The organism is Lentzea alba, assembly GCF_011067745.1.
Lineage (GTDB): Bacteria > Actinomycetota > Actinomycetes > Mycobacteriales > Pseudonocardiaceae > Lentzea > Lentzea alba.
Genome location: NZ_JAAMPJ010000008.1, coordinates 265,159 through 284,765, shown reverse-complemented (window position 1 = coordinate 284,765; position 19,607 = coordinate 265,159). Strand labels below are relative to the sequence as shown.

Below are 19,607 nucleotides of genomic sequence, written 5' to 3'. Positions count from 1 at the left end.
CGAACTGGGAACGCCCTTCCGCCAACCGGGTCATCCTGAGCTTTACCATCTCGCACTGTGGAGAGGTCGGTTTCGAACGTGATGGGTGGACTGCTCGAGCAGCGCTACCGGGTGGACGCTGTGCTCGCGCGCGGTGGCATGTCCACCGTCTATCGAGGTCGCGACACTCGCCTCGATCGCGATGTGGCCATCAAGGTGATGGATCCGCACCTGACGGCGGACCCGGCGTTCGTCGCGCGCTTCGAGCGCGAAGCACGCGCGGCGGCCCAGTTGCATCACCCGGCCGTGGTGTCCGTGCACGACCAGGGCGTCGACGGTGACCAGGTGTACCTGGTGATGGAGCTGATCGACGGCGGCAACCTCCGTGACCTGCTCAACCAGCGCGGCAAGCTCGCTCCCGCGATCGCGTTGAGCGTCCTCGGCCCGGTGCTGTCGGCGTTGGGCGCCGCTCATCGCGCCGGACTGGTGCACCGCGACGTGAAGCCGGAGAACGTGCTGATCGGGCCGGGTGGCCAGGTGAAGGTGGCGGACTTCGGGCTCGCCCGCGCGATCGCCGAGAACGGCGTCACGAGCGACAGTGAGATCCTCGGCACCGTCGCCTACCTGTCACCCGAACAGGTGGAAACGGGCGCCGCGGACGCGCGCAGTGACGTCTATTCGGCCGGCATCGTGCTCTACGAGATGCTGGCGGGGCAGGCCCCGTATCGCGGCGAGACGGCCATCTCGGTGGCCTATCAGCACGTGAACTCGGACGTCCCGTCGGTTCCGGAGATCCCGCTGGCGCTCGACACGCTGGTGCGCAAGGCGACGCGGCGCGATCCGTCGTTGCGTCCGCCGAACGCCGAAGCGTTCCTCGGCGAACTCGAGCGCGTGGGCGCGGAACTGGGGCTCACCCCGCAACCGGTGCCCGTTCCCGGCAGTGCGCCCGAGAACGACAGGACGGTCGTCATGCGGCCGGTCCCGGTCGCGGTCGGCGCCACTCCCCCGTCGGCCGCCGAGCTGACCAGGCCGGTGGCCCCGAAGCCGCCAATGGCCCAGCAGATGGCGTCGGCGATGACGACCATCAACACCGGCCCGCCGACGCCTCCACCCGGCATCGCGGGCACGCGCACGATGCAGCGGCCGGAGCAGCCGCGGCGTCGTCCCCCGCAGAAGAAGAAGCCCAAGGTCGACCCGGTCGAGGAAGAGCGCAAGCGCCGGAAGAGGCTCTTCATCATCTGGGGCTCCGTGGTCGCCGTGCTGGCGCTGATCGTCGGCTTGTTCTCCTGGTACCTCGGCGCGGGCCGCTGGACGGCGGTGCCGGCGGTGGTCGGCCAGTCCGAGACGAACGCGACACGGCTGATGACGAGCGCGGACCTGACAGCGCTGATCGACAAGGTCCCGTCGGACGACGTGCCGAACGGCCAGGTCATCAGCAGCGAGCCCGGCGAGGGCACGGAGCTGCGCAAGGGCCAGTCGGTGAAGCTCGTCGTGTCGCGCGGCAGGCCCCTGGTGCCGTTCATCAACGTCGGTGCCGAGGTGGCCGCCGCGACCAAGGAGATCGAGGCAGCCGGCCTGAAGACGGTCACGGACCCCACGAAGGACGCGTTCCACGACACCGTGCCGATCGGCAAGGTCGTGGCGCTGGACCCGCGTCCGGGAACGTCGCTCAAGATCAACGACCCGGTGACCCTCGTGCTCAGCAAGGGCCCGTCGCCGCGCACGCCGGTGCCGAACGTCTCGGGCAAGACGAAGGACGAGGCGTTCGCGGAACTGCAGCGCGCCGGGCTGGAGCCGGTCGAGGCGGGCGGCGAGGACGCCGCCGAGAACGGTGACTCACGTGTGGCGCGGACGGATCCGCCCGCGGGCACGGTGCTGGAGGGGACGGGGAACAAGCGCGTCACCGTGTTCTTCCAGAACAACCGCGAGGCCGAGGTCCCCGACGTGACCAGGAAGAAGGTGCGCGAGGCCAAGGAAGAGCTCGAGCGGGCCGGCTTCAGGGTCAAGGTCGAGTTCAACAAGAGCAACAACGCGACCGTCGTGAACCAGTCGGTCCCGCCGGGCACCCGTGCGAAGCGCGGTACCGAGATCACGATCGTCGGTCTCTAGGCACGGAAAGGCGAAGGGCCCCGCGTTCTCGACGCGGGGCCCTTCGTTCTTCAGCTCGTCTTCAGGAAAGACCTACGAGCGCAGCATCTCGGCGACGAGGAACGCGAGCTCCAGCGACTGCTGCGTGTTCAGGCGCGGGTCGCACGCCGTCTCGTAGCGGCCGGCGAGGTCGTCGTCGGAGATCTCCTGGGCGCCACCGAGGCACTCGGTGACGTCCTCACCCGTGAGCTCGATGTGAATGCCACCGGGGTGCGTGCCGAGGCGGCGGTGCACCTCGAAGAAGCCCTGGACCTCGTCGACGATCCGGTCGAAGTGCCGGGTCTTGTAACCGGTGCTCGACTCGTGCGTGTTGCCGTGCATCGGGTCGCACTGCCAGATGACCTTGTGGCCGCTCGCCTCGACCTTCTCGATGATGGCGGGCAGCACGTCGCGCACCTTCTGGTTGCCCATGCGCGAGATGAGCGTCAGGCGGCCCGGCTCGCCCCGCGGGTCGAGGCGCTCGACGTACTCGACGGCCAGCTCCGGCGACGTCGTCGGGCCGATCTTCAGGCCGATCGGGTTCGCCAGCATCTCGGCGAACGCGATGTGCGCGCCGTCGAGCTGACGGGTGCGCTCACCGATCCACACGAAGTGCGACGACAGGTCGTACAGCCGCGGCTCGTCGCCCGTCGTGTCGAGGCGCAGCAGCGCGCGCTCGTAGTCGAGGAGCAGTGCCTCGTGCGAGGCGAAGATCTCCGTGCCGTGCAGCGACTGGTCGTTCACGCCACACGCCGACATGAACTTCAGGCCGCGGTCGATCTCGCCGGCCAGCGCCTCGTAGCGCTCGCCCGCGGGCGAGGTGCGCACGAAGTCGCGGTTCCAGTCGTGCACGCGGTGCAGGTCGGCCAGACCCGCGCCGGTGAGCGCCCGCAGCAGGTTCATGGCCGCGCCGGCGTTGGCGTAGGCGCGGATCATGCGACCGGGGTCGGGGATCCTGGCCTCCGGCGTGGCGACCAGGGAGTTGATGATGTCGCCGCGGTAGGACGGCAGGCCGAGCGCGTCGATGTTCGACGAACGCGGCTTGGCGTACTGGCCGGCGATGCGGCCGACCTTCACCACCGGCAGGCTCGCGCCGTAGGTCAACACCACGGCCATCTGCAGCAGGGTCCGGATGTTCGCGCGGATGTGCGGCTCGGTGTTGTCCGCGAACGTCTCCGCGCAGTCACCGCCCTGCAGGAGAAACGCCTCACCGTTCGCGACCTGCGCCAGTTGCGTGTGCAGCCGGTCGATCTCGGCGGGCACGGTGATCGGCGGCACGCTCTCGAGCACGGTCCGCACGCGACGCACCTGTTCGGCGTCAGGCCATTCGGGCTGCTGGGCAGCCGGGCGCGACAGGGCGTCGTCCAGGCGCTTGCGCATCTCGGGAGGCAGCGGCGGAAGCTCGGGAAGCGTGTCGATGGGCACGTCCACGGTCCAGTTCACGCTGCTCATCCTAGTTGTCCCACACTGAGAGACCGGGCCGGGCCTGTCAGGCGAGCGACAGGCTCTCCGCGAGCGCGTCCGGCGAGTGAAGTCTGTTACTTGTCAACTGTCGACCTCTGCCCTATTGAGACATCGCACTGCATGATGTGGGCCATGAACGCCACCCGATTGGATGACAGCACCGCGACCCGGCTGCTGGGCATCGCGATCGACAACATCCAGCGCGACCACCCGGTGCATTGGACGCACGTCATCGACGGCGACCACCGGCTGGTGCCGCAGCGGGTGCTGCACCCGGTGTTCGCCGGGTCGTTCGACTGGCACTCCTGCGTGCACCAGACGTGGCTCGCCGTGCGCCTGCTGCGCCTGCGCCCGTCGCTCTCCGGCGCCGACCTGGCCCGTGACGCGCTGGACAAGCTGATCACGCACGACAACTGCGTCGTGGAGGCCGAGTTCTTCGCCTCGCCGGCGGGGCGGTACTGGGAGCGGCCCTACGGCTGGGCGTGGCTGCTGCTGCTCGACGCGGAACTGCGGACGTCGGGCCTGGCGTGGTCGGTGGCACCGATCGCGGACGTGCTGCGCAACCGGTGGCTGGAGTGGATCTCGGCGGCCCGCCTGCCGATCCGGACGGGCACCCACAGCAACACCGCCTTCGCGACCGGCCTGGTGTTCGACGCCGCGCAGGTGACCGGCGACTCCGAACTGGCCTCCGCGTGCATCGACGCGGCCCTGCGGTGGCACCGGGACGAGGTCGCGTACGGCGGGTTCGAGCCGGACGCCGCCGACTTCCTCTCGCCCGCGCTGACGACGGCCGACCTGATGCGCCGCGCGCTGGACGGCCCGGAGTTCGCCGCGTGGCTGGACGCGTACCTGCCTGAGCTCGAGTCGGAACGGTGGCGCGTGCTGCGCGAGCCCTACCCGGTCGACGATCCCAGCGACCCCTACGGCTCGCACCTCGCGGGCCTCGCCCTGTCGCGCGCCTGGAACTGGGAGGCCATCGCGGAGGCGCTGCCGGCCGGGCACCGCTACGTCGAGCTCGCCCGAGCCGCTTCGGCCGCGCACCGCGAGGCCGGGTGGACCTACGTGTTCGGCGGACACGGGTACATGGCCGACCACTGGCTCGGCACGTTCGGCGCCTACCTCGACGTGAAGGCCTTCTGAGCAAAACCTTCTGACCTGCGCAAACCCATCCTTATGCAAAAGACGTTTGCGGACGTCCGCAAACGTCTTTTGCATAACTGATATATCGGTGGGCTCAGCAGAGTGAAGCGGGGCGGCCGACTCACCGACCTCGACCTCACACGCCGAAAGTGCCGGGTGCCGACAGTTCGTCAGCACCCGGCACCCCTGAAGCAATATGCGATATATCAGGCTCCGAAGAAGACCTCGGCCTCTTCGTAGCGCTCGGCCGGAACCGTCTTGAGCTCGGCCGTCGCCTCCGACAGCTTCACGCGGACGATCTCGGTGCCGCGCAGCGCGACCATGGTGCCGAAGTCACCGGCGGCGACGGCGTCGACGGCGTGCAGGCCGAAACGGGTCGCGAGCACGCGGTCGTACGCGGTCGGCGTGCCACCGCGCTGGATGTGGCCGAGGACGGCCGCGCGGGACTCCTTGCCGGTGCGGTCCGCGATCTCCTCCGCGAGCCACTGGCCGACGCCACCGAGGCGGACGTGACCGAAGGCGTCGCGCTCACCGGAGTGCAGCACCTCGGCGCCACCCTCGGGGATCGCGCCCTCGGCGACGACGATGATCGGCGCGAACTCGCTCTCGAAGCGGCGCTCGACCCACTCGACGACCTTGTCGACGCTGAACGGGCGCTCCGGGACGAGGATGACGTTCGCGCCACCGGCGAGACCGGAGTGCAGCGCGATCCAGCCCGCGTGGCGGCCCATGACCTCGACGACGAGCGCACGGTGGTGCGACTCGGCCGTGGTGCGCAGGCGGTCGATGGCCTCGGTCGCGATGTGCACGGCCGTGTCGAAGCCGAACGTGTAGTCCGTGGCGCCGAGGTCGTTGTCGATCGTCTTCGGCACACCCACGACGCCGATGCCGTCGTCGGTGAGGCGCTTGGCGACACCGAGGGTGTCCTCGCCGCCGATCGCGATGATGGCGTCGATCTGGTTCTCCGCGATGGTCTCGCGGATGCGGTCGACACCGCCCTCGACCTTGTACGGGTTCGTGCGAGACGAGCCCAGGATCGTGCCACCGCGGGTGAGGATCTCCTCGACGTCCGTGAGGTCGATCGACTTGGTGAGGTTCTCGATCGGGCCCTGCCACCCGTTGCGGAACCCGACGATCTCCCAGCCGTGTGCCTTGATGCCCTTGCGGACCACGGCCCGGATCACGGCGTTCAGACCGGGGCAGTCACCACCGCCAGTGAGCACACCGATGCGCATCTGCTTGCCCAATCTCTCGTGTTCTGTGTCACTCAGACTTTCACGAGCTGTATCGGTGCAGCAACGCGGGTCTCACTTACCGGACAGGAAACCCGATTTTCCGCCGATGTTCCTCGATCACCTTCCACCGCGCGAGGTTGTGGCGCGCGTCGGCGAGGGCGTCGTGGGCGTCCGCGGGAGGGGACGGCAGCTTGGGCCTGCCGACGTCGTCCCAGCGTTGCCGCAGGTCGCGGGTGAATCGGGGCAGGGCACGCGGCAACGCCGGCATCGCACCCCACAGCTGCGCCAGCGCCACGTGGTCGTAGGCGGCGAACCACGCCCACAGCTCCACCTCGTCGCGGGCGGCGTTGCGGGCACCGAGGAAGTCGAGCAGGTCCTCGCGGATGCGATCGCGGCTGCGCCAGGCCTTGTCCGCGGGCGAGGGCAGCTGGTTGAGGACGTTCTGCCGCACCCAGGGACCCGCGCGCTCGGGATCGAACTCGGTGGACACGGCGTAGAACTCGCGGCCTTCCTCGTCGACCACACCGATCGACACCAGGTCGATCGTCACCCCGTCCTCGATGAACTCACAGTCGTAGAAGAACCGCACCGCGACACCCTAGGGGGTGCGGTCAGCTCGCCTTCTTCTCGGGCACCCGGTCGGCGCCCTTGCCCTGCTCCGGCACCGGCGTGGCCTGTTCCTTCGCCTTCGCCGCGTAGACGTCGACGTACTCCTGACCGGAGAGCTCCATCAACGCGTACATGATCTCGTCGGTGATCGACCGCAGCACGAACCGGTCGCCGGACAGCCCCTCGTAGCGGGAGAAGTCGAGCGGCTTGCCGATCTTGATGCGGATCGGGTACGGCCGCCACATCTTCGAGCCGATGGGGTTGGCCTTGTCCGTGCCGAACATCGCGACCGGGATGACCGGCGCACCGGACTCCAGTGCGATCCACGCGACACCGACCTTGCCCTTGTACAGCCGGCTGTCGGGCGAACGCGTGCCCTCGGGGTAGATGCCGAGCAGCTTGCCCTCGCGCACGATCCGCACGCCCGTGTCGAGCGCACCCTGCGCGGCCGAGGCGCTGGACCGGTCGATCGGCACCTGGCCGACGCCGGAGAAGAACCACTTCTGCAGCTTGCCCTTGAGCCCGGTGCCGGTGAAGTACTCGATCTTGGCGGGGAAGGTCACGCGCCGCGACAGCATCAGCGGCAGAAAGAAGGAGTCGGACACGGCGAGGTGGTTGCTCGCCAGGATCGCGCCGCCCTCCTTGGGGATGTTCTCGGCACCCTCGATGATCTTCGGCTGGAAGAACAGCCGCAGAATCGGTCCCAGGAGGACGTGCTTCATCAACCAGTACAGCACTTTGGGAAGCGCCTCCCTAGACCCCGCGAACCTTGATCCCGGCAACCAGCCTACGGAGCCGACCGCACCTCACACAACGAGTCCCAAGTTAGTGCGTCACGGCCGTGCCGGAGAGTGTGACCAGGAGCGCGATCAGTGACACGACGGGGAGCGCTCCAGGGAGTACGCCAGGGAGTACGACTGAGCCGACTGCCGTAACCCGCAACACATCCCGCCCGTGCAACGATGTGGGGTCAAGAGGGTTGCGGCACATGGAGAGGCTCTGGATGAACGCCCGGCGCGACTCGACCGACGGCCCCGAGAACGTCGACGAGCTCTTTGCCGAGATCGTCGCGGGTCTCGAACGGGACGGGGTCGGCAAGGACTGGCTCGACCTCGACGAGGCGAGCCCGGATGCCGTCGACCAGGACCGCGAACGACGCGGCGAACCGGCCGACGACCTGGTGGACGTCACGGCCTCCGACGTCACCACCGACCTCGTGGACGAGCCCGAACGCCGAGATCGGGACGACGAGGACCACTACGTGCCCCCGGAGCCGCCGCCTTTCCCGGTGCTCCGCGCGTCCACGCTCGCGGCGCTCGGCCTGTTCGTGCTGGGCATCGTCCTACTGGTCGCTCCGGGCCTGTTCGGGTTGCAGCCGCGGATCGGCACCCCGCTGTCCCTCGTGGCCCTGTGCGCGGGCGTCGGCTGGCTGATCCTGCGCATGCGCAACACCCCGCCGCCCGACTCGGGATGGGACGACGGCGCTCAGGTGTGACGCGTCACGTCCCACTTGGTAACGACGTGATAACGGCCACTCAAACCTTCAGATAACGATTCGGTCATGCTTACGGTGTCGGGCATGGACCAGATGCAGCACCTGATGATGGCCCGCGCCATGGCGACCTTGAGCAAGAAGGACGCGGAGCGCGCCAAGCGCCGCCGCCCGCGCATCCTGCGCCTGCTCGGCCGCTAGCCCCTGGGCCGGCCCGAGATGGGCCGGTCGTTCCAGCTGGGTGTTCGCGGCGGGCGAACAGACCCCGACACGCCCGCCGCGACACTCCTCAAAGCGATATATCAGTCGCGCTGACCAGCACCCTTGCAACAGGTCTTTTGACTTCGTCCGCAAAAGACTCATTGCTAAGGCGCCGCCAAGGCCCGATCTCAGCCCGACGACGGGGGCGCGACGAGGGCGTAGGGCGAACGGCTTGTGCACCGCGTCGGCTAAGTGCCCAGCGGGCGGAACAGCCGCGTTTTCAGGAGCGGCGGGAGTGGTTCCGAGTCATCGACGTCGCCATCTCACGGGCCAGGGTCGCCGCGCCCACGATGCCGGCGTCGTCGCCGAGCTGGGCGGTGCGGATCCGGGCCAGCGGGCGGTGGCCCGCGCCGGTCACGACGGAGGCGTAGCGCTCGCGGGCGTCGTCGAGGAACAGCGGCGCCGAGGTCGACACCCCTCCCCCGATGACGATTACCTCGGGGTCGTAGACGTCGGCGACCAGGGCCAGGCCCTCGCCGAGCCAGCGGGCCAGGTCGGCCATCGCGCGCTGGGCCAGCGGGTCGCCGTCACGGGCCGCTCCGGCCACCCGGCGGCCGGTCACCGCGCGGGAGTCACCGGCGGCCTCACGCGCCAGCACGGTGGAGACACCGGGGTGCTTGGCCAGCAGTTCCACCGCGGTGGCCGAAAGAGCGGTGCCGCTGCAGTAGCGCTCCCAACAGCCGTTCTTGCCACACGGGCAGGGGCGGCCATCCGGCACCACGCGCAGGTGACCCAGCTCGGGGGCCACGCCGTGGGCGCCGCGGAAGACCTCGCCGTTGAGCAGTAAAGCGGCGCCGATGCCCGTACCGATGGCGACCAACACGGCCGTGCGAGCTCCACGGGCCGCGCCGAAGCGGTGTTCGGCCAGGGCGGCGGCGTTCGCGTCGTGTTCCAGGACCACGGGCATGCCCAGGCGGTCGCTCATGCGGTCGGCCACGTCGGCCTGCCGCCACGCCAGGTGCGGCGCGAAACGCACCGTGCGGCGATCTGAGGCGATGAAGCCCGCCACAGCCAGACCGACGGCGTTCACCGCGTGCCGGTTCGCCACTTCCTCCACGGCGGCGACGATCGCGTCTTCCAGAGCGCGTTCGCCGGCCGGCGTTGGTGCGCGTGAGGTGTCCAGGACCGAACCACGCGCGTCCACGACACCAGCGCGCACGCTGGTGCCACCGATGTCCACTCCGACGGTGAGCACTAGTCGGTCTTCCTGACGACCTTGATGTGCTGCACCCGCTGCCCGGCGTCAGGAGCGGGCTCGTCATCACCGGCCGGGGGCGGAGGCGGCGGGGTGCCGGGCTCGCGCAAGGCGGCCCGCAGCACCGCGACCAGGCCGGCGGCGTGCTCGGCCGCCTTCGCGGCCAGCTCCGAACGGTCACCGCGCAGCAGCGCCACGCCGTTGCACAGAGGGCACCAGCCGCACGTCTCGGGCATGTGCGAGCCGTCGCCCGCCTCCGCCACGCGCTGCAGCCACGGCTGCATGCGCTCAGCCGCCGTGTCGATGAGCAGCCGCAGCTCCTCGGCGAGCTTGCCGGTGTTGTCCTGGGTCATTGAGAACTCCTGATCAGCGCCCGAGTCAACGCCACAGCGCCGGGTCCGGGCGGAACCCCACCGTCACGCCGCCCGAGTCCATCTCCGCACCGGTCACGATGCAGCGCCTGAGCAACGACGGCAGCGCCACGAGCCGACGCCGGCCGTCGACGGTCAACGCGAGGTCGTCGCCCACGCGGGCGAGGTCCAGTTCGGTGTCGTCGGCCAGCGGCAACGCGATCCGCAGCGAGTATCGGGCGTCGAGGCCACGCCCGCTGCCCGACACCTCCAGCAACGACCCTCGAACATCAGAAGCAGGCACAGCGGCTCCGGGCAGCGGGTCCTCGGAGCCGTACAGCTGCTCGGCGACCTCCAGCAGCGCCGGCACCCCCACGGGTTCCGACGCGCGGTGGTCGACCGTGCGGATCTCACCGATGCCGGTCAGCTCGGCCAGCACCGCGTCCTGCTCGTGCCGGCGCGTGCGCAACCACGTGGCGGCGGCACCCCGCGCGGCTCCCGGCGACGGCACCAGCCGGTTCGCGATCACGCTGTCGACGCGGATTCCCTGCAGCGCCAACGCGGTCAACGTCCGTCGCGTCTCGGCGGCCACCACACGTTCCGGCGTCAGCACCAGCCGCACCGAACACGAAGAAGGATCCGCGAGCATCGTGCGCAACGCGTCCAGCCTCTCGGCAAGACGACTCAACGCGTCCGCGGTCGCGTCCCACTTCTCCACGGTCCCGGTGCCCGCGACACCCGCGAGCAGCCCGCGCACCACGCGCCGGTGCGTCGGGAAGAGCCGTTCGAGGTACCCCGCGAACGCCTCGGGCAGCGACAACAACCGCAACGTCTCCGCGGTCGGCCCGCAGTCGACGACCACGACCTCCCACGGGCCGGTGGACGCGAGCCGCCGCACCTCCGCCAGCGCGAGCAGTTCCTCGACGCCGGGCAGCACGGTGAGCTCCTCGGCGTCGAGCTCGTCGACACCAGCACCCGCCAGCACGGTCCGCAGATGGCCGCGCAGCTCGCCCCACGCCTCGTCGACGAGGCCGCGCGGGTCGATCTGGCATGCGAACAAGCCGTCCGAACCATCCACTTCGGACGGTTCGGAGCCGAGACGCGCGTCGAGCGCGTCGCCCAGCGAGTGAGCGGGATCGGTGGAGACCACGAGCGCCTTGCGGCCGTGCGCGGCCAACGAGGCCGCGGTGGCGGCCGACAGCGTCGTCTTGCCGACCCCGCCCTTGCCGGTGAAGAGCAGGACCCGGCTCAAGCCGCCTTCTCCGCGCGCTTCTTGAGCTCCTTGAGCGCGGTGTCGAGGATCAGCTTCTCGGCCTTGCGGCGGAACAGCCCGATCATCGGGATCACCAGCTGCACCGACAGCGTGTAGGTCACCTTGGTCCCGGTGCCGGACGGCGCCAGCACGTAGCTGCCCTGCTGCGCCTTCTGCATGGTGCCCTTGACGAGCTCCCACTTCACCGAGAGGCCGTCGGCGGCCCAGTCGTACTTCAGGGTGTACTCGTCCTTCACGGGACCTTGGTCGATCGCGAACCGCACCTGCTCGGCACGGCCGTCGGAACCGGTGTCGAGAACCTCGACCTCTTTCATCCCGTTCGCCCAGTCCGGGTACGACGGGAAGTCCGCGATGATCGCCATGATCTTCTCAGGCGGAGCGTCGATGACGATGGACTGAGTGGACTCGTCGGCCATGAGTGAGGAGGTTACTCGCGTCTTTACCAGTTGAGGACGTGAGGCTTGCCGCTGCGCTGGAAGTGCCCGACGTTGATGCACTCGGTGTAGCCGATCCGCACTCGCCGGGCCAACGGCTGGTGCACGTGCCCGAACACCGACCAGCGCGGACGTTCGGCGACGATCTTCTCCAGCGCCGCCCGCGATCCCCACTCGGGACGCCGCGCGACGACGTCGTAGGCGAGTTCCGGCACAAGTGGCGGGATGTGCGTGCACAGCACGTCGACCTGGCCCATCCGCTCCAGCGCGGCCGCCAGGTCGGCCTCCGTGCGCAGGTACGGGTACCAGGGCGCCCTGGGGTTGCGGACGTGACCGGGCAGCATCAGCCCGCCGCCCGCGAAGCCGAACGTCAACCCGCCGATCTCCGCGGCCTCGCCGTCGAGCACGTGCACCCCGTCGCCGGCGAACTGCGGCCACAGGTGCGGACTGTCCACATTGCCCGGTGTGGCGTACGTCGGCGCGCTCATCGCGGCGAACAACGCGTGGTACTGCTCCAGCACCGCTTCTTCCACCACGGAACGGGCGTCCGCGAGACCGTCCCACAGCGAACGGATGTAGCCCGCCGTGTCCGCGCGCTTGGTGCCGCGTCTCAGCTCGGCGAAGATCCCCACCTTCTCGGGCCCGAAGACGCGCCCGAGGATCCCCTTGGAATGGTCGTGGTAGTCGACGAAGTCGATGAGATCGCCGAGCACGACGAGCGCGTCGGCCCCGTCACCGGCGCGCGCGAGCGCCTCCGCGTTGCCGTGCACATCCGAGACCACGTGAACCCGCACGGTTCCCAACCTAGTTCACCGGGAGAAGGGTGGTTTCTGAGACGCGCGTCAAGCAAGATCACCCTTGCGGCGGGCAGCCAGGCGGACGACCGTCCTCCAGAGTCAGCTTCAGGCCCAGCGCGACGGACTTCGCGTCGAGCTGACGGCGTTGCACCTCACGCCGGGCGTTGCGCGGGGTGAGCGAGCCCGCCGGTGGATCAGCTCGGAGGAAGTAGTGCAGCACGGTGCCGTCGAGCATGGGCTCGAGCCAGATCTCCATGGTGCCGACGAGCGCGCCGCCGACAGTCCAGCGCAGTCCCTCGTCACCGCGGTCGGCGTAGACGTCGAGTTCGAGATCGGGCCAGAAACCGCGCCACGACGACGGCGCGGCGAAGGCGGCGGCGACCACGCTGGGGGGCACCGCCAGAAACGTCTCGTCAACCACGTCCACGCTGGCCATGACGACAAAAGGTAACGGAAGGGCGTACCAGCCTTTGTATCGCCGGAATCACACGCTAGGTTTCCCCACCAGTAACATTTCACCGTACGGAGGTTGACGTGCGCGAGTTCAGCGTCCCCGCCACCGCCGCTGTGGCTCCGGAGGAGAACCTCACCGACATGGTGTGGGCCAACGCGGAGCGCTTCGGCAACGCCGTCAGCTTCCGCAGGCAGGTCGACGGCACCTGGGTCGACATCACGGCGCGTGATTTCGCCGCGCAGGTCACGGCGGTCGCCAAGGGCATGATCGCGGCCGGCATCGAGCACGGCGACCGCATCGGCCTGGTCTCCAAGACCCGCTACGAGTGGCAGCTGTTCGACTTCGCCATCTGGGCGGCGGGCGGCGTCACCGTGCCGATCTACGAGACGTCGTCGGCGGACCAGATCGAGTGGATCCTGTCGGACTCCGGCGCGAAGGCGGTGTTCGTCGAGACGTCGTCGCACCGCGCGCTGGTCGACGAGGTCGTCGGCAAGCTGCCGGAGCTGCGGCACGTGTGGCAGATCGAGGGCTCGGCCGCCGCGGTCGACGAGCTGACCGCGCTGGGCGCCGAGATCACCGACGAGCAGGTGCACGAGCGCCGCGGGCAGGTGAAGGCGGACGAGACGGCGACGCTCGTCTACACGTCCGGCACCACCGGCCGTCCCAAGGGCTGCACCCTGACGCACCGCAACCTGCTGTCCGAGGTGCGGTCGGCGCTGTCGCGGTTCCCGGAGATCCTCACCGCGGGCAACTCGCTGCTGGAGTTCCTGCCGCTCGCGCACATCCTGGCGCGCGCTCTGGCGCTGGCGTGCGTGTACTCGCGTGCGACGCTGGGCCACACCGCCGACGTGAAGAACCTGGTTGCGGACCTGGGCCAGTTCCGCCCGACGTTCGTCGTCGCGGTGCCGCGCGTGTTCGAGAAGGTCTACAACGGCGCCAAGCAGAAGGCGCACGCGGGCGGCAAGGGCAAGATCTTCGACGCGGCCGAGGCGACCGCCGTCGAGTACTCGAGCGCGCTGGACAACGGCGGCCCCGGCCTGGTGCTGCGGCTCAAGCACGCGGTGTTCGACAAGCTGGTGTTCTCGAAGCTGCGCGCTGCCCTCGGCGGCCGCGCGATCGCGGCGGTCTCCGGTGGCGCGCCGCTGGGCGACCGGCTGTCGCACTTCTTCCGCGGTTGCGGCATCCCCGTCTACGAGGGCTACGGCCTCACCGAGACGTCGGCTGCGGCGTGCGTGACCTTCCGCGGCCAGGAGAAGGTCGGCACGGTCGGCCTGCCGGTGCCCGGCACGTCGATCCGGATCGCCGAGGACGGCGAGATCCTCATCAAGGGCGACATCGTCTTCACCGGCTACTGGAACAACGAGGCCGCCACCAAGGAGGCCCTCGAGGACGGCTGGTTCCACACCGGTGACATCGGTGAGCTCGACGGCGACGGGTTCCTGAAGATCACGGGCCGCAAGAAGGAGATCATCGTCACCGCCGGTGGCAAGAACGTCTCCCCCGCGCAGCTCGAGGACCGCATCCGGGCGCACCCGCTGATCTCGCAGTGCATGGTCGTCGGTGACAAGCAGCCGTTCATCGGCGCGCTGATCACGATCGACCCGGAGTTCTTCCCGACGTGGAAGGAGTCGCACGGCAAGCCGGCGTCGGCCGAGGTCCCCGACCTGATCGAGGACGCGGACCTGCTGGCCGAGATCCAGGCCGTGGTGGACGAGGCGAACAAGTCGGTGTCCAAGGCCGAGGCGATCCGCAAGTTCCGCGTGCTGCCGGTCGACTTCACCGAGGCGGGTGGCGAGATGACGCCGTCGCTGAAGCTGAAGCGCTCTGTCGTGGCGACGACCTACTCGTCGGACATCGACGCGATCTACGCGAAGTAAGAGGGTCCAATGCGCGAAAGGCCCAGGAGCTCGGAAGAGCTCCTGGGCCTTTCGACCCCCAGCGATCGTGATCCGCGAAGCTTTCGCGGAACCCGAGAAGTTTGTTGCCCCGGCCCCCCGACCGGGACATGAAGAAGATTGCCGTACGGCGCTGACGTATCGCTGACGCGCCGATGTCACTCGGCGACAGTGCGCTAATAGGCTGTCCGGTAGACGGGGATCACCGGCAGTGAGTCACTAGGGGCGCGAGGGGACGGCAATGGCTTCGGGTCCGCAGTTCCGGCTGCTCGGCCCGATGGAGGTGCGCCTGGACGGCACCTCGGTGGTGCTCCGCGCGGGCAAGCACAGAGCGTTGCTGGCGGCGCTGCTGCTGCGACCGAACCGCGTGGTGCCCGTGACGGAACTCGTCGAGCACGTGTGGGGCGTCACACCGCCCGCGCGCACTCGTGGCACGTTGCAGACCTATGTGATGCGGCTGCGGGCGGCGCTGGGCGACCCGTCGTTGATCCAGACGGCCGCGGACGGCTATCGGATGCGCGTCGACCCGCTGGCCGTGGACGTGCACCAGTTCGCGGACCTGGCTGCTCGCGGACGTGCGGCAGCGGCGGCGGACGACCTGGTCACGGCGCGGAAAGCGTTTGCCGAGGCGTTGGAGCTGTGGCGCGGGCCGGTGCTGTCGGACGTGCCGTCGGAGACGCTGTACGCCGAGCACGCGCCGCGGCTCACCGAGCTGCTGATGACCGTGCACGAGCAGCGGATCGACGTGGAGCTCGCGCTGGGCGACCACGCGGACCTGGTGCCGGAACTGTTCGCGCTGACGCGGGATCACCCGTTGCGCGAGCGGTTCTGGGGTCAGTTGATGATCGCGCTGTACCGCAGCAGCAGGCAGGCGGAGGCGCTGGAGGCGTTCCGGCAGCTCGACCGGACGCTCGACGAGCAGCTCGGCATCGACCCGTCGGAGGAGCTGCGGGCGCTGCACCAGGCGATCCTGGTGGGATCGCCGGAACTGGCGGCGCCGACGGCCCGGCGGGAACCGGAACGCGTGCCCGCGGCACCGATGCGGCTGCCGGACGACATCGCGGACTTCACCGGGCGCGCCTGGCACGTCGAACGGATCTCCGGGCTGATCACGGGCGGTGCGGTGCCAATCGTGACGCTGGCGGGACAGCCCGGCGTGGGCAAGACCACGCTGGCGGTGCACGTGGCGCACCTGCTGCGCGACCGGTTCCCGGACGGTCAGCTGTACGTCGACCTGCGCGGGTACGCGCTGGGGCCGCCCGCGGACGGGATGGACGTGCTGTCGCGGTTCCTGCGGGCGCTCGGCGTGCCGCCGGACGAGATCCCGCCGGACGCGGACGAACAGAGCACGATGCTGCGGTCGTTGCTGTCGGGCCGGCGGATGCTGCTGGTGCTCGACAACGCCTCGGCACCGGACCAGGTGCGGCCGCTGCTGCCGGGAACGGCGTCGTGCCGGGTGATCGTGACGTCGCGGGACGACCTGCGCGGGCTGATCGCGATGAACGGCGCGCGGACCGTGCCGGTGGACGTGTTCTCCCCCGCGGAGTCCGCGTCGTTGCTGTCGGCGCTGCTGGGGCCGGGTGATCACGCGGAGCTGGCGGCGCGGTGCGGGCACCTGCCGCTGGCGTTGCGGGTGGCGGCGGCGTATCTGGCCGGGCGGGACGACGTGACGATCTCGGGCTCGCCGATCGAGCTGGCCTACGCCGCGCTGCCGCCCGCGCCGCAGCGCTTGTTCCGGCTGTTGTCGCTGGTGCCGGGGCCGGACTTCACCGCGGAGGCCGCGTCCGCGCTGGCCGACGTGGACGCCGAGGGCCTGCTGACGGTGCTGGCGATCGCGAACCTGGTCGCCGTCCCGAAATCAACTTCAGCACCTGGGCGCTACCGGTTCCACGACGAGCTGATGCGCTACGCCGCCGCGTTGCGCGAGGAGTCGGACAGCCCCGCCGAGCAGCGGGCGGCGTGGACGGCGCTGATGAACCACTACGTGCTCGGTGTCGAACGGTGCGCCGAGCTGCTCTACCCCGGGATCGTGCGGCTGCCGTCGTCCGCCTCGGGCCCGCCGCCGCGGATCACGACCTCGGCCGAGGCACTGGCGTGGCTCGACGCCGAGCGCCCGAACCTGACCGCCGCGATCCGGCACGCGGCCGAGCACGGTCCGGCCCCCCTGGCCTGGCAGCTGGCCGACGGGCTGCGCGGGTACCTGTGGATCGGCCAGCACGTCGGCGAGTGGCTCGCGACGGCGCACCACGGTCTGCAGGCCGCCCAGGCGTCCGCGCACCGCCCGGCCGAGGCCGCGATGCACGCCAACCTCGGCACCCTCTACCTGCGGCTGGGCGAGTACGCGTTGTCCGTGGAGCACCACAACCAGGCGATCGAGCTGTACCGGGCGCTGGGCGACAAGGACGCCGAGGCGAGCGTGCTGAACAACCTCAGCCTCGTGCACCGCCGCTCGGGAGAGCTGAGGGCCGCGAAGGACGCGCTGGTCCGCTGCCTGGAGATGTTGCGCTCGGAGGAAAGCGTCACCATCGGCCTGCACAACCTCGGTCAGCTCGCCGTGGAACTCGGCGAGATCGACGAGGCGGTCGAGCACTTCTCCCAGGCGCTGGCGCTGGCGCCGAACGCCGACAGCCACACCTATCTCGGCATGGCGCTGCGGCTGCAGGGGCGGCTGGACGACGCGCGCGCCCATCTGGAGCGGGCCCTGGAGCTCGGCAACGTCCCCGCCGGTGAGGCCGAGACGCTGGAGAACCTCGCGGCGCTCTCACTCTCCTCGGGCGATCACGAGGCCGCGCTCTCGCTCGCCTCCCGGGCCTTGGCGCTGGTCGCGGACGGCGGGGACCAGCAGGTGGCGACGTCGGTGCGGGTCACGCTCGGTGAGGTCCAGCGTGCCCGGTCCGACTTCCGCGGCGCGGCGGAGTTGTTCGAGCAGGCGCTGGCGACGGCCCGGCGGATCGGGTACGCCTCCGGCGAGGTCCGGGCGTTGATCGGGCTGGCCGTGGTGTGGCGGGATCTCGACCGCCCCGACGACTCCCGTTCCGCCGCCGAGCAGGCCGTGCGGCGCAGTACCGAACTGGGGCTGCGCGCGTTGGAGAACCGGGCCCTCGAACTCAGCTGATATATCGGATATCGGATATCACTTAGCCGATCAGGCCTTCGAGGCGGTGAGCGAGCTGGTCCCACCGCCAGTTCTCGCTCACCCACTCCCGCCCGGCGCGGCCCATCTTGGCCGCCATCTCGGGATCGGCGAGCAGTGCGGTGACCCTGGCGGCGACGTCCTCGACGTCGCGGCCGTCGACGATGTTGCCGGTGGTGCCGTTGAGCACGGTCTCCGGCGCGCCACCGGACCGTCCGGCCACCACGGGCAGCCCGGTCGCCGAGGCCTCCAGGTACACGATGCCGAGGCCTTCGACGTCGAGGCCGCGACCACGTGTGCGGCACGGCATCGCGAAGACGTCGCCGGCGTTGTAGTGCGCGGGCAGTTCCTCCCAGGGCACCGAGCCGGTCAGCACGACGTCCTTGTTGCCGACGGCCAGCTTCTCGAGCGTTCCCCGGTACGGTCCGCCGCCGACGATCAGCAGCGCGGCGTCCGGCACGGCGCGCTGGATCAACGGCAGCGCGCGGATCAACATGTCCTGTCCCTTGCGCGGCACCAGGCGTGACACGCACACGATCACCGGACGGTCCGCGAGCCCGTACCGCTGCCGCATCTCGGCGCGTGCGGCGGGATCCGGGCGGTACAGCTCGGTGTCCACACCGGACGGAAGGTGTTCGAGCGCTGCCATCGGACCGAACGCCGCGGCGAACCGCGAACGGGTGTACTTGCTGACGTACGTCACGACGTCCACACCGGACCCGATGGCCCGCAACGCCTGCCGCGCCACCGGCAGCATCGACCAGCCGACCTCGTGGCCGTGCGTGCACGCCACCGCGCGGCTCAGGCCGAGCTTCGGAGCCAGCAGCGCGAGCGGTGCCGCCGCCCCGAACCACGCGGCGTCGCACGCCTCGGCGCGGGCGATGTCACGGGCGCGGTTCAGCACGTCCGGCGTCGGCAGCATCAACGACGTCGGATGCCGCACCACGGGGAACGGCTGCTGTGCGTCGAACTCCTCCGCACCCTTCCACTTCGGGGCATACACAACGAGCGAGTCCGCGGGCAGCCGTGTCGCCAACGCGTGCAGGTAGGACTGGATGCCACCGGGACGCGGCGGGAAGTCGTTGGTCACCAGCAAGGTTCGGCGCACGAACCCAACGCTATCCGATGCTCGTTTTCAGGAACTCGCGCCAGCCCGCCAGGTCGATCGCGCTCGTTCTTCCTGGGCCGGGGTCCACAGCGGACATCGCCGCGTGCTGGAGGAAGAAGTCCACGACACCGCGCTCCCCCAGCCGTGACTCCAGGTAGACCATGATCGAGTACGCCTGCTGGTAGGCCAGGTCGCGTCCGGGGCCGCCGAAGTCCGCGGGCAGCGCCGAGACGTCCGAGGTGAGCTTCGGCGCGGCCTGGCGCAGCGAGAGCCCCAGCCCGTGGAACGCCACCCAGTCCGCGAACCCCTCCACCAGCCACAGCGGCGCCGAGTCCGACGTCAGGTCACGCGTCGCGACGTGCGTGATCTCGTGCCGCAACAGCACGCGCAACTCCATGTCCGACAACGACGCCGCACGCACCCGGTTGATGACCACGCGCTGCCCGGAACCGTCGCGAATCGCGATCCCGGCCATGTCCGCGAAGGCCGGTCCGACGAGCGACACCAGTTCCGAATCGGACGCCGGAACGACGACGTCGACCCGCTTCGCCCAGCTGATATCCAATATATCGGCGACCCCGCGCACCGATTCGTCCAGCAACCCCGACAACCGGCCAGCCAGCTCGGCGTCACACGAACTGCTCGTCACACTGCCGGTCGC

General features: G+C 69.9%; 18 protein-coding genes. 6 read left to right on the top strand and 12 right to left on the bottom strand.

Features of this window, described 5'->3' with window-relative positions:
* The first annotated feature begins 57 nt into the window (after positions 1-57).
* Positions 58-2,088 (top strand): Stk1 family PASTA domain-containing Ser/Thr kinase, encoded by a 2,031-nt coding sequence (gene pknB / locus G7043_RS28650; protein ID WP_166050745.1) that lies wholly within the window; start codon positions 58-60, stop codon positions 2,086-2,088.
* Between the two features lie 72 nt (positions 2,089-2,160).
* On the opposite strand, the gene G7043_RS28645 is transcribed toward pknB, so the two are convergent.
* Positions 2,161-3,549, bottom strand: a complete 1,389-nt coding sequence (locus tag G7043_RS28645) for a class II 3-deoxy-7-phosphoheptulonate synthase (protein ID WP_166050743.1) — start codon at positions 3,547-3,549, stop codon at positions 2,161-2,163.
* A gap of 153 nt (positions 3,550-3,702) precedes the next feature.
* On the opposite strand from G7043_RS28645, the gene G7043_RS28640 reads away from it, so the two are divergent.
* Positions 3,703-4,710 carry a DUF2891 domain-containing protein gene (locus G7043_RS28640; RefSeq protein ID WP_166050741.1) on the top strand — a complete coding sequence of 336 codons (1,008 nt, stop codon included), beginning with the start codon at positions 3,703-3,705 and terminating at the stop codon, positions 4,708-4,710.
* Positions 4,711-4,916: 206 nt separating this feature from the next.
* Here the strand turns inward: G7043_RS28640 and G7043_RS28635 are convergent, their stop codons facing one another.
* The 3 genes from G7043_RS28635 to G7043_RS28625 form a co-directional block, all read right to left on the bottom strand.
* Entirely contained in the window at positions 4,917-5,945 is a 1,029-nt protein-coding gene (locus tag G7043_RS28635) for a 6-phosphofructokinase (RefSeq protein ID WP_166050739.1), read from the bottom strand.
* A 76-nt stretch (positions 5,946-6,021) separates the two neighbouring features.
* The gene (locus G7043_RS28630) at positions 6,022-6,534 is read right to left on the bottom strand and encodes a polyadenylate-specific 3'-exoribonuclease AS (RefSeq protein ID WP_086667152.1); all 513 of its coding nucleotides are present in this window, start codon (positions 6,532-6,534) and stop codon (positions 6,022-6,024) included.
* A gap of 22 nt (positions 6,535-6,556) precedes the next feature.
* Positions 6,557-7,291, bottom strand: coding sequence for a lysophospholipid acyltransferase family protein (locus G7043_RS28625; protein WP_166050737.1), 735 nt, complete (start codon positions 7,289-7,291; stop codon positions 6,557-6,559).
* A 251-nt stretch (positions 7,292-7,542) separates the two neighbouring features.
* Between G7043_RS28625 and G7043_RS28620 the strand changes: the two genes are divergently transcribed.
* Positions 7,543-8,049, top strand: a complete 507-nt coding sequence (locus G7043_RS28620; RefSeq protein WP_242642746.1) for a hypothetical protein — start codon at positions 7,543-7,545, stop codon at positions 8,047-8,049.
* A 66-nt stretch (positions 8,050-8,115) separates the two neighbouring features.
* On the top strand, positions 8,116-8,247 hold the full coding sequence (locus G7043_RS49535) for a hypothetical protein (protein WP_278185885.1): 132 nt from the start codon (positions 8,116-8,118) through the stop codon (positions 8,245-8,247).
* 280 nt (positions 8,248-8,527) lie between these two features.
* Here the strand turns inward: G7043_RS49535 and G7043_RS28615 are convergent, their stop codons facing one another.
* The 6 genes from G7043_RS28615 to G7043_RS28590 are packed head-to-tail and all read right to left on the bottom strand — an operon-like array spanning position 8,528 to position 12,792.
* Positions 8,528-9,487, bottom strand: coding sequence for an ROK family glucokinase (locus G7043_RS28615; RefSeq protein WP_166051080.1), 960 nt, complete (start codon positions 9,485-9,487; stop codon positions 8,528-8,530).
* A 14-nt stretch (positions 9,488-9,501) separates the two neighbouring features.
* Positions 9,502-9,855 (bottom strand): hypothetical protein, encoded by a 354-nt coding sequence (locus tag G7043_RS28610; RefSeq protein ID WP_166050735.1) that lies wholly within the window; start codon positions 9,853-9,855, stop codon positions 9,502-9,504.
* A 25-nt stretch (positions 9,856-9,880) separates the two neighbouring features.
* Positions 9,881-11,104 carry an ArsA family ATPase gene (locus G7043_RS28605; RefSeq protein ID WP_166050733.1) on the bottom strand — a complete coding sequence of 408 codons (1,224 nt, stop codon included), beginning with the start codon at positions 11,102-11,104 and terminating at the stop codon, positions 9,881-9,883.
* Complete coding sequence (locus tag G7043_RS28600; RefSeq protein ID WP_086667148.1) at positions 11,101-11,541, bottom strand: SRPBCC family protein; 441 nt, start codon at positions 11,539-11,541, stop codon at positions 11,101-11,103. Before G7043_RS28600 ends, G7043_RS28605 begins: the two co-directional genes overlap by 4 nt.
* Positions 11,542-11,564: 23 nt before the next feature.
* Complete coding sequence (locus G7043_RS28595; protein WP_313888112.1) at positions 11,565-12,353, bottom strand: metallophosphoesterase family protein; 789 nt, start codon at positions 12,351-12,353, stop codon at positions 11,565-11,567.
* A gap of 58 nt (positions 12,354-12,411) precedes the next feature.
* Positions 12,412-12,792, bottom strand: a complete 381-nt coding sequence (locus tag G7043_RS28590; protein ID WP_166050731.1) for a polyketide cyclase / dehydrase and lipid transport — start codon at positions 12,790-12,792, stop codon at positions 12,412-12,414.
* Between the two features lie 98 nt (positions 12,793-12,890).
* Here G7043_RS28590 and G7043_RS28585 point away from each other — a divergent pair, with 98 nt between their 5' ends.
* On the top strand, positions 12,891-14,687 hold the full coding sequence (locus G7043_RS28585; RefSeq protein ID WP_166050729.1) for an AMP-dependent synthetase/ligase: 1,797 nt from the start codon (positions 12,891-12,893) through the stop codon (positions 14,685-14,687).
* A 259-nt stretch (positions 14,688-14,946) separates the two neighbouring features.
* Positions 14,947-17,820: an AfsR/SARP family transcriptional regulator gene (locus G7043_RS28580; protein ID WP_166050727.1), complete on the top strand. Its 2,874-nt coding sequence runs from the start codon at positions 14,947-14,949 to the stop codon at positions 17,818-17,820.
* Positions 17,821-17,842: 22 nt separating this feature from the next.
* Here G7043_RS28580 and G7043_RS28575 read toward each other — a convergent pair whose 3' ends face one another.
* Together G7043_RS28575 and G7043_RS28570 are read right to left on the bottom strand one after the other, a co-directional pair.
* Positions 17,843-18,946: a glycosyltransferase family 4 protein gene (locus G7043_RS28575; protein ID WP_313888111.1), complete on the bottom strand. Its 1,104-nt coding sequence runs from the start codon at positions 18,944-18,946 to the stop codon at positions 17,843-17,845.
* Positions 18,947-18,956: 10 nt separating this feature from the next.
* The gene (locus tag G7043_RS28570; protein ID WP_166050725.1) at positions 18,957-19,595 is read right to left on the bottom strand and encodes a basic secretory protein-like protein; all 639 of its coding nucleotides are present in this window, start codon (positions 19,593-19,595) and stop codon (positions 18,957-18,959) included.
* Between the last annotated feature and the right edge of the window lie 12 nt (positions 19,596-19,607).

What these genes read in the sequence shown, in the direction of transcription:
- G7043_RS28640 (WP_166050741.1), top strand. Translation starts at nt 3,703, where the DNA reads ATGAACGCCACCCGATTGGATGACAGCACCGCGACCCGGCTGCTGGGC.
- G7043_RS28635 (WP_166050739.1), bottom strand. Translation starts at nt 5,945, where the DNA reads ATGCGCATCGGTGTGCTCACTGGCGGTGGTGACTGCCCCGGTCTGAAC.
- G7043_RS28620 (WP_242642746.1), top strand. Translation starts at nt 7,543, where the DNA reads ATGGAGAGGCTCTGGATGAACGCCCGGCGCGACTCGACCGACGGCCCC.
- G7043_RS49535 (WP_278185885.1), top strand. Translation starts at nt 8,116, where the DNA reads ATGCTTACGGTGTCGGGCATGGACCAGATGCAGCACCTGATGATGGCC.
- G7043_RS28610 (WP_166050735.1), bottom strand. Translation starts at nt 9,855, where the DNA reads ATGACCCAGGACAACACCGGCAAGCTCGCCGAGGAGCTGCGGCTGCTC.
- G7043_RS28600 (WP_086667148.1), bottom strand. Translation starts at nt 11,541, where the DNA reads ATGGCCGACGAGTCCACTCAGTCCATCGTCATCGACGCTCCGCCTGAG.
- G7043_RS28590 (WP_166050731.1), bottom strand. Translation starts at nt 12,792, where the DNA reads ATGGCCAGCGTGGACGTGGTTGACGAGACGTTTCTGGCGGTGCCCCCC.
- G7043_RS28580 (WP_166050727.1), top strand. Translation starts at nt 14,947, where the DNA reads ATGGCTTCGGGTCCGCAGTTCCGGCTGCTCGGCCCGATGGAGGTGCGC.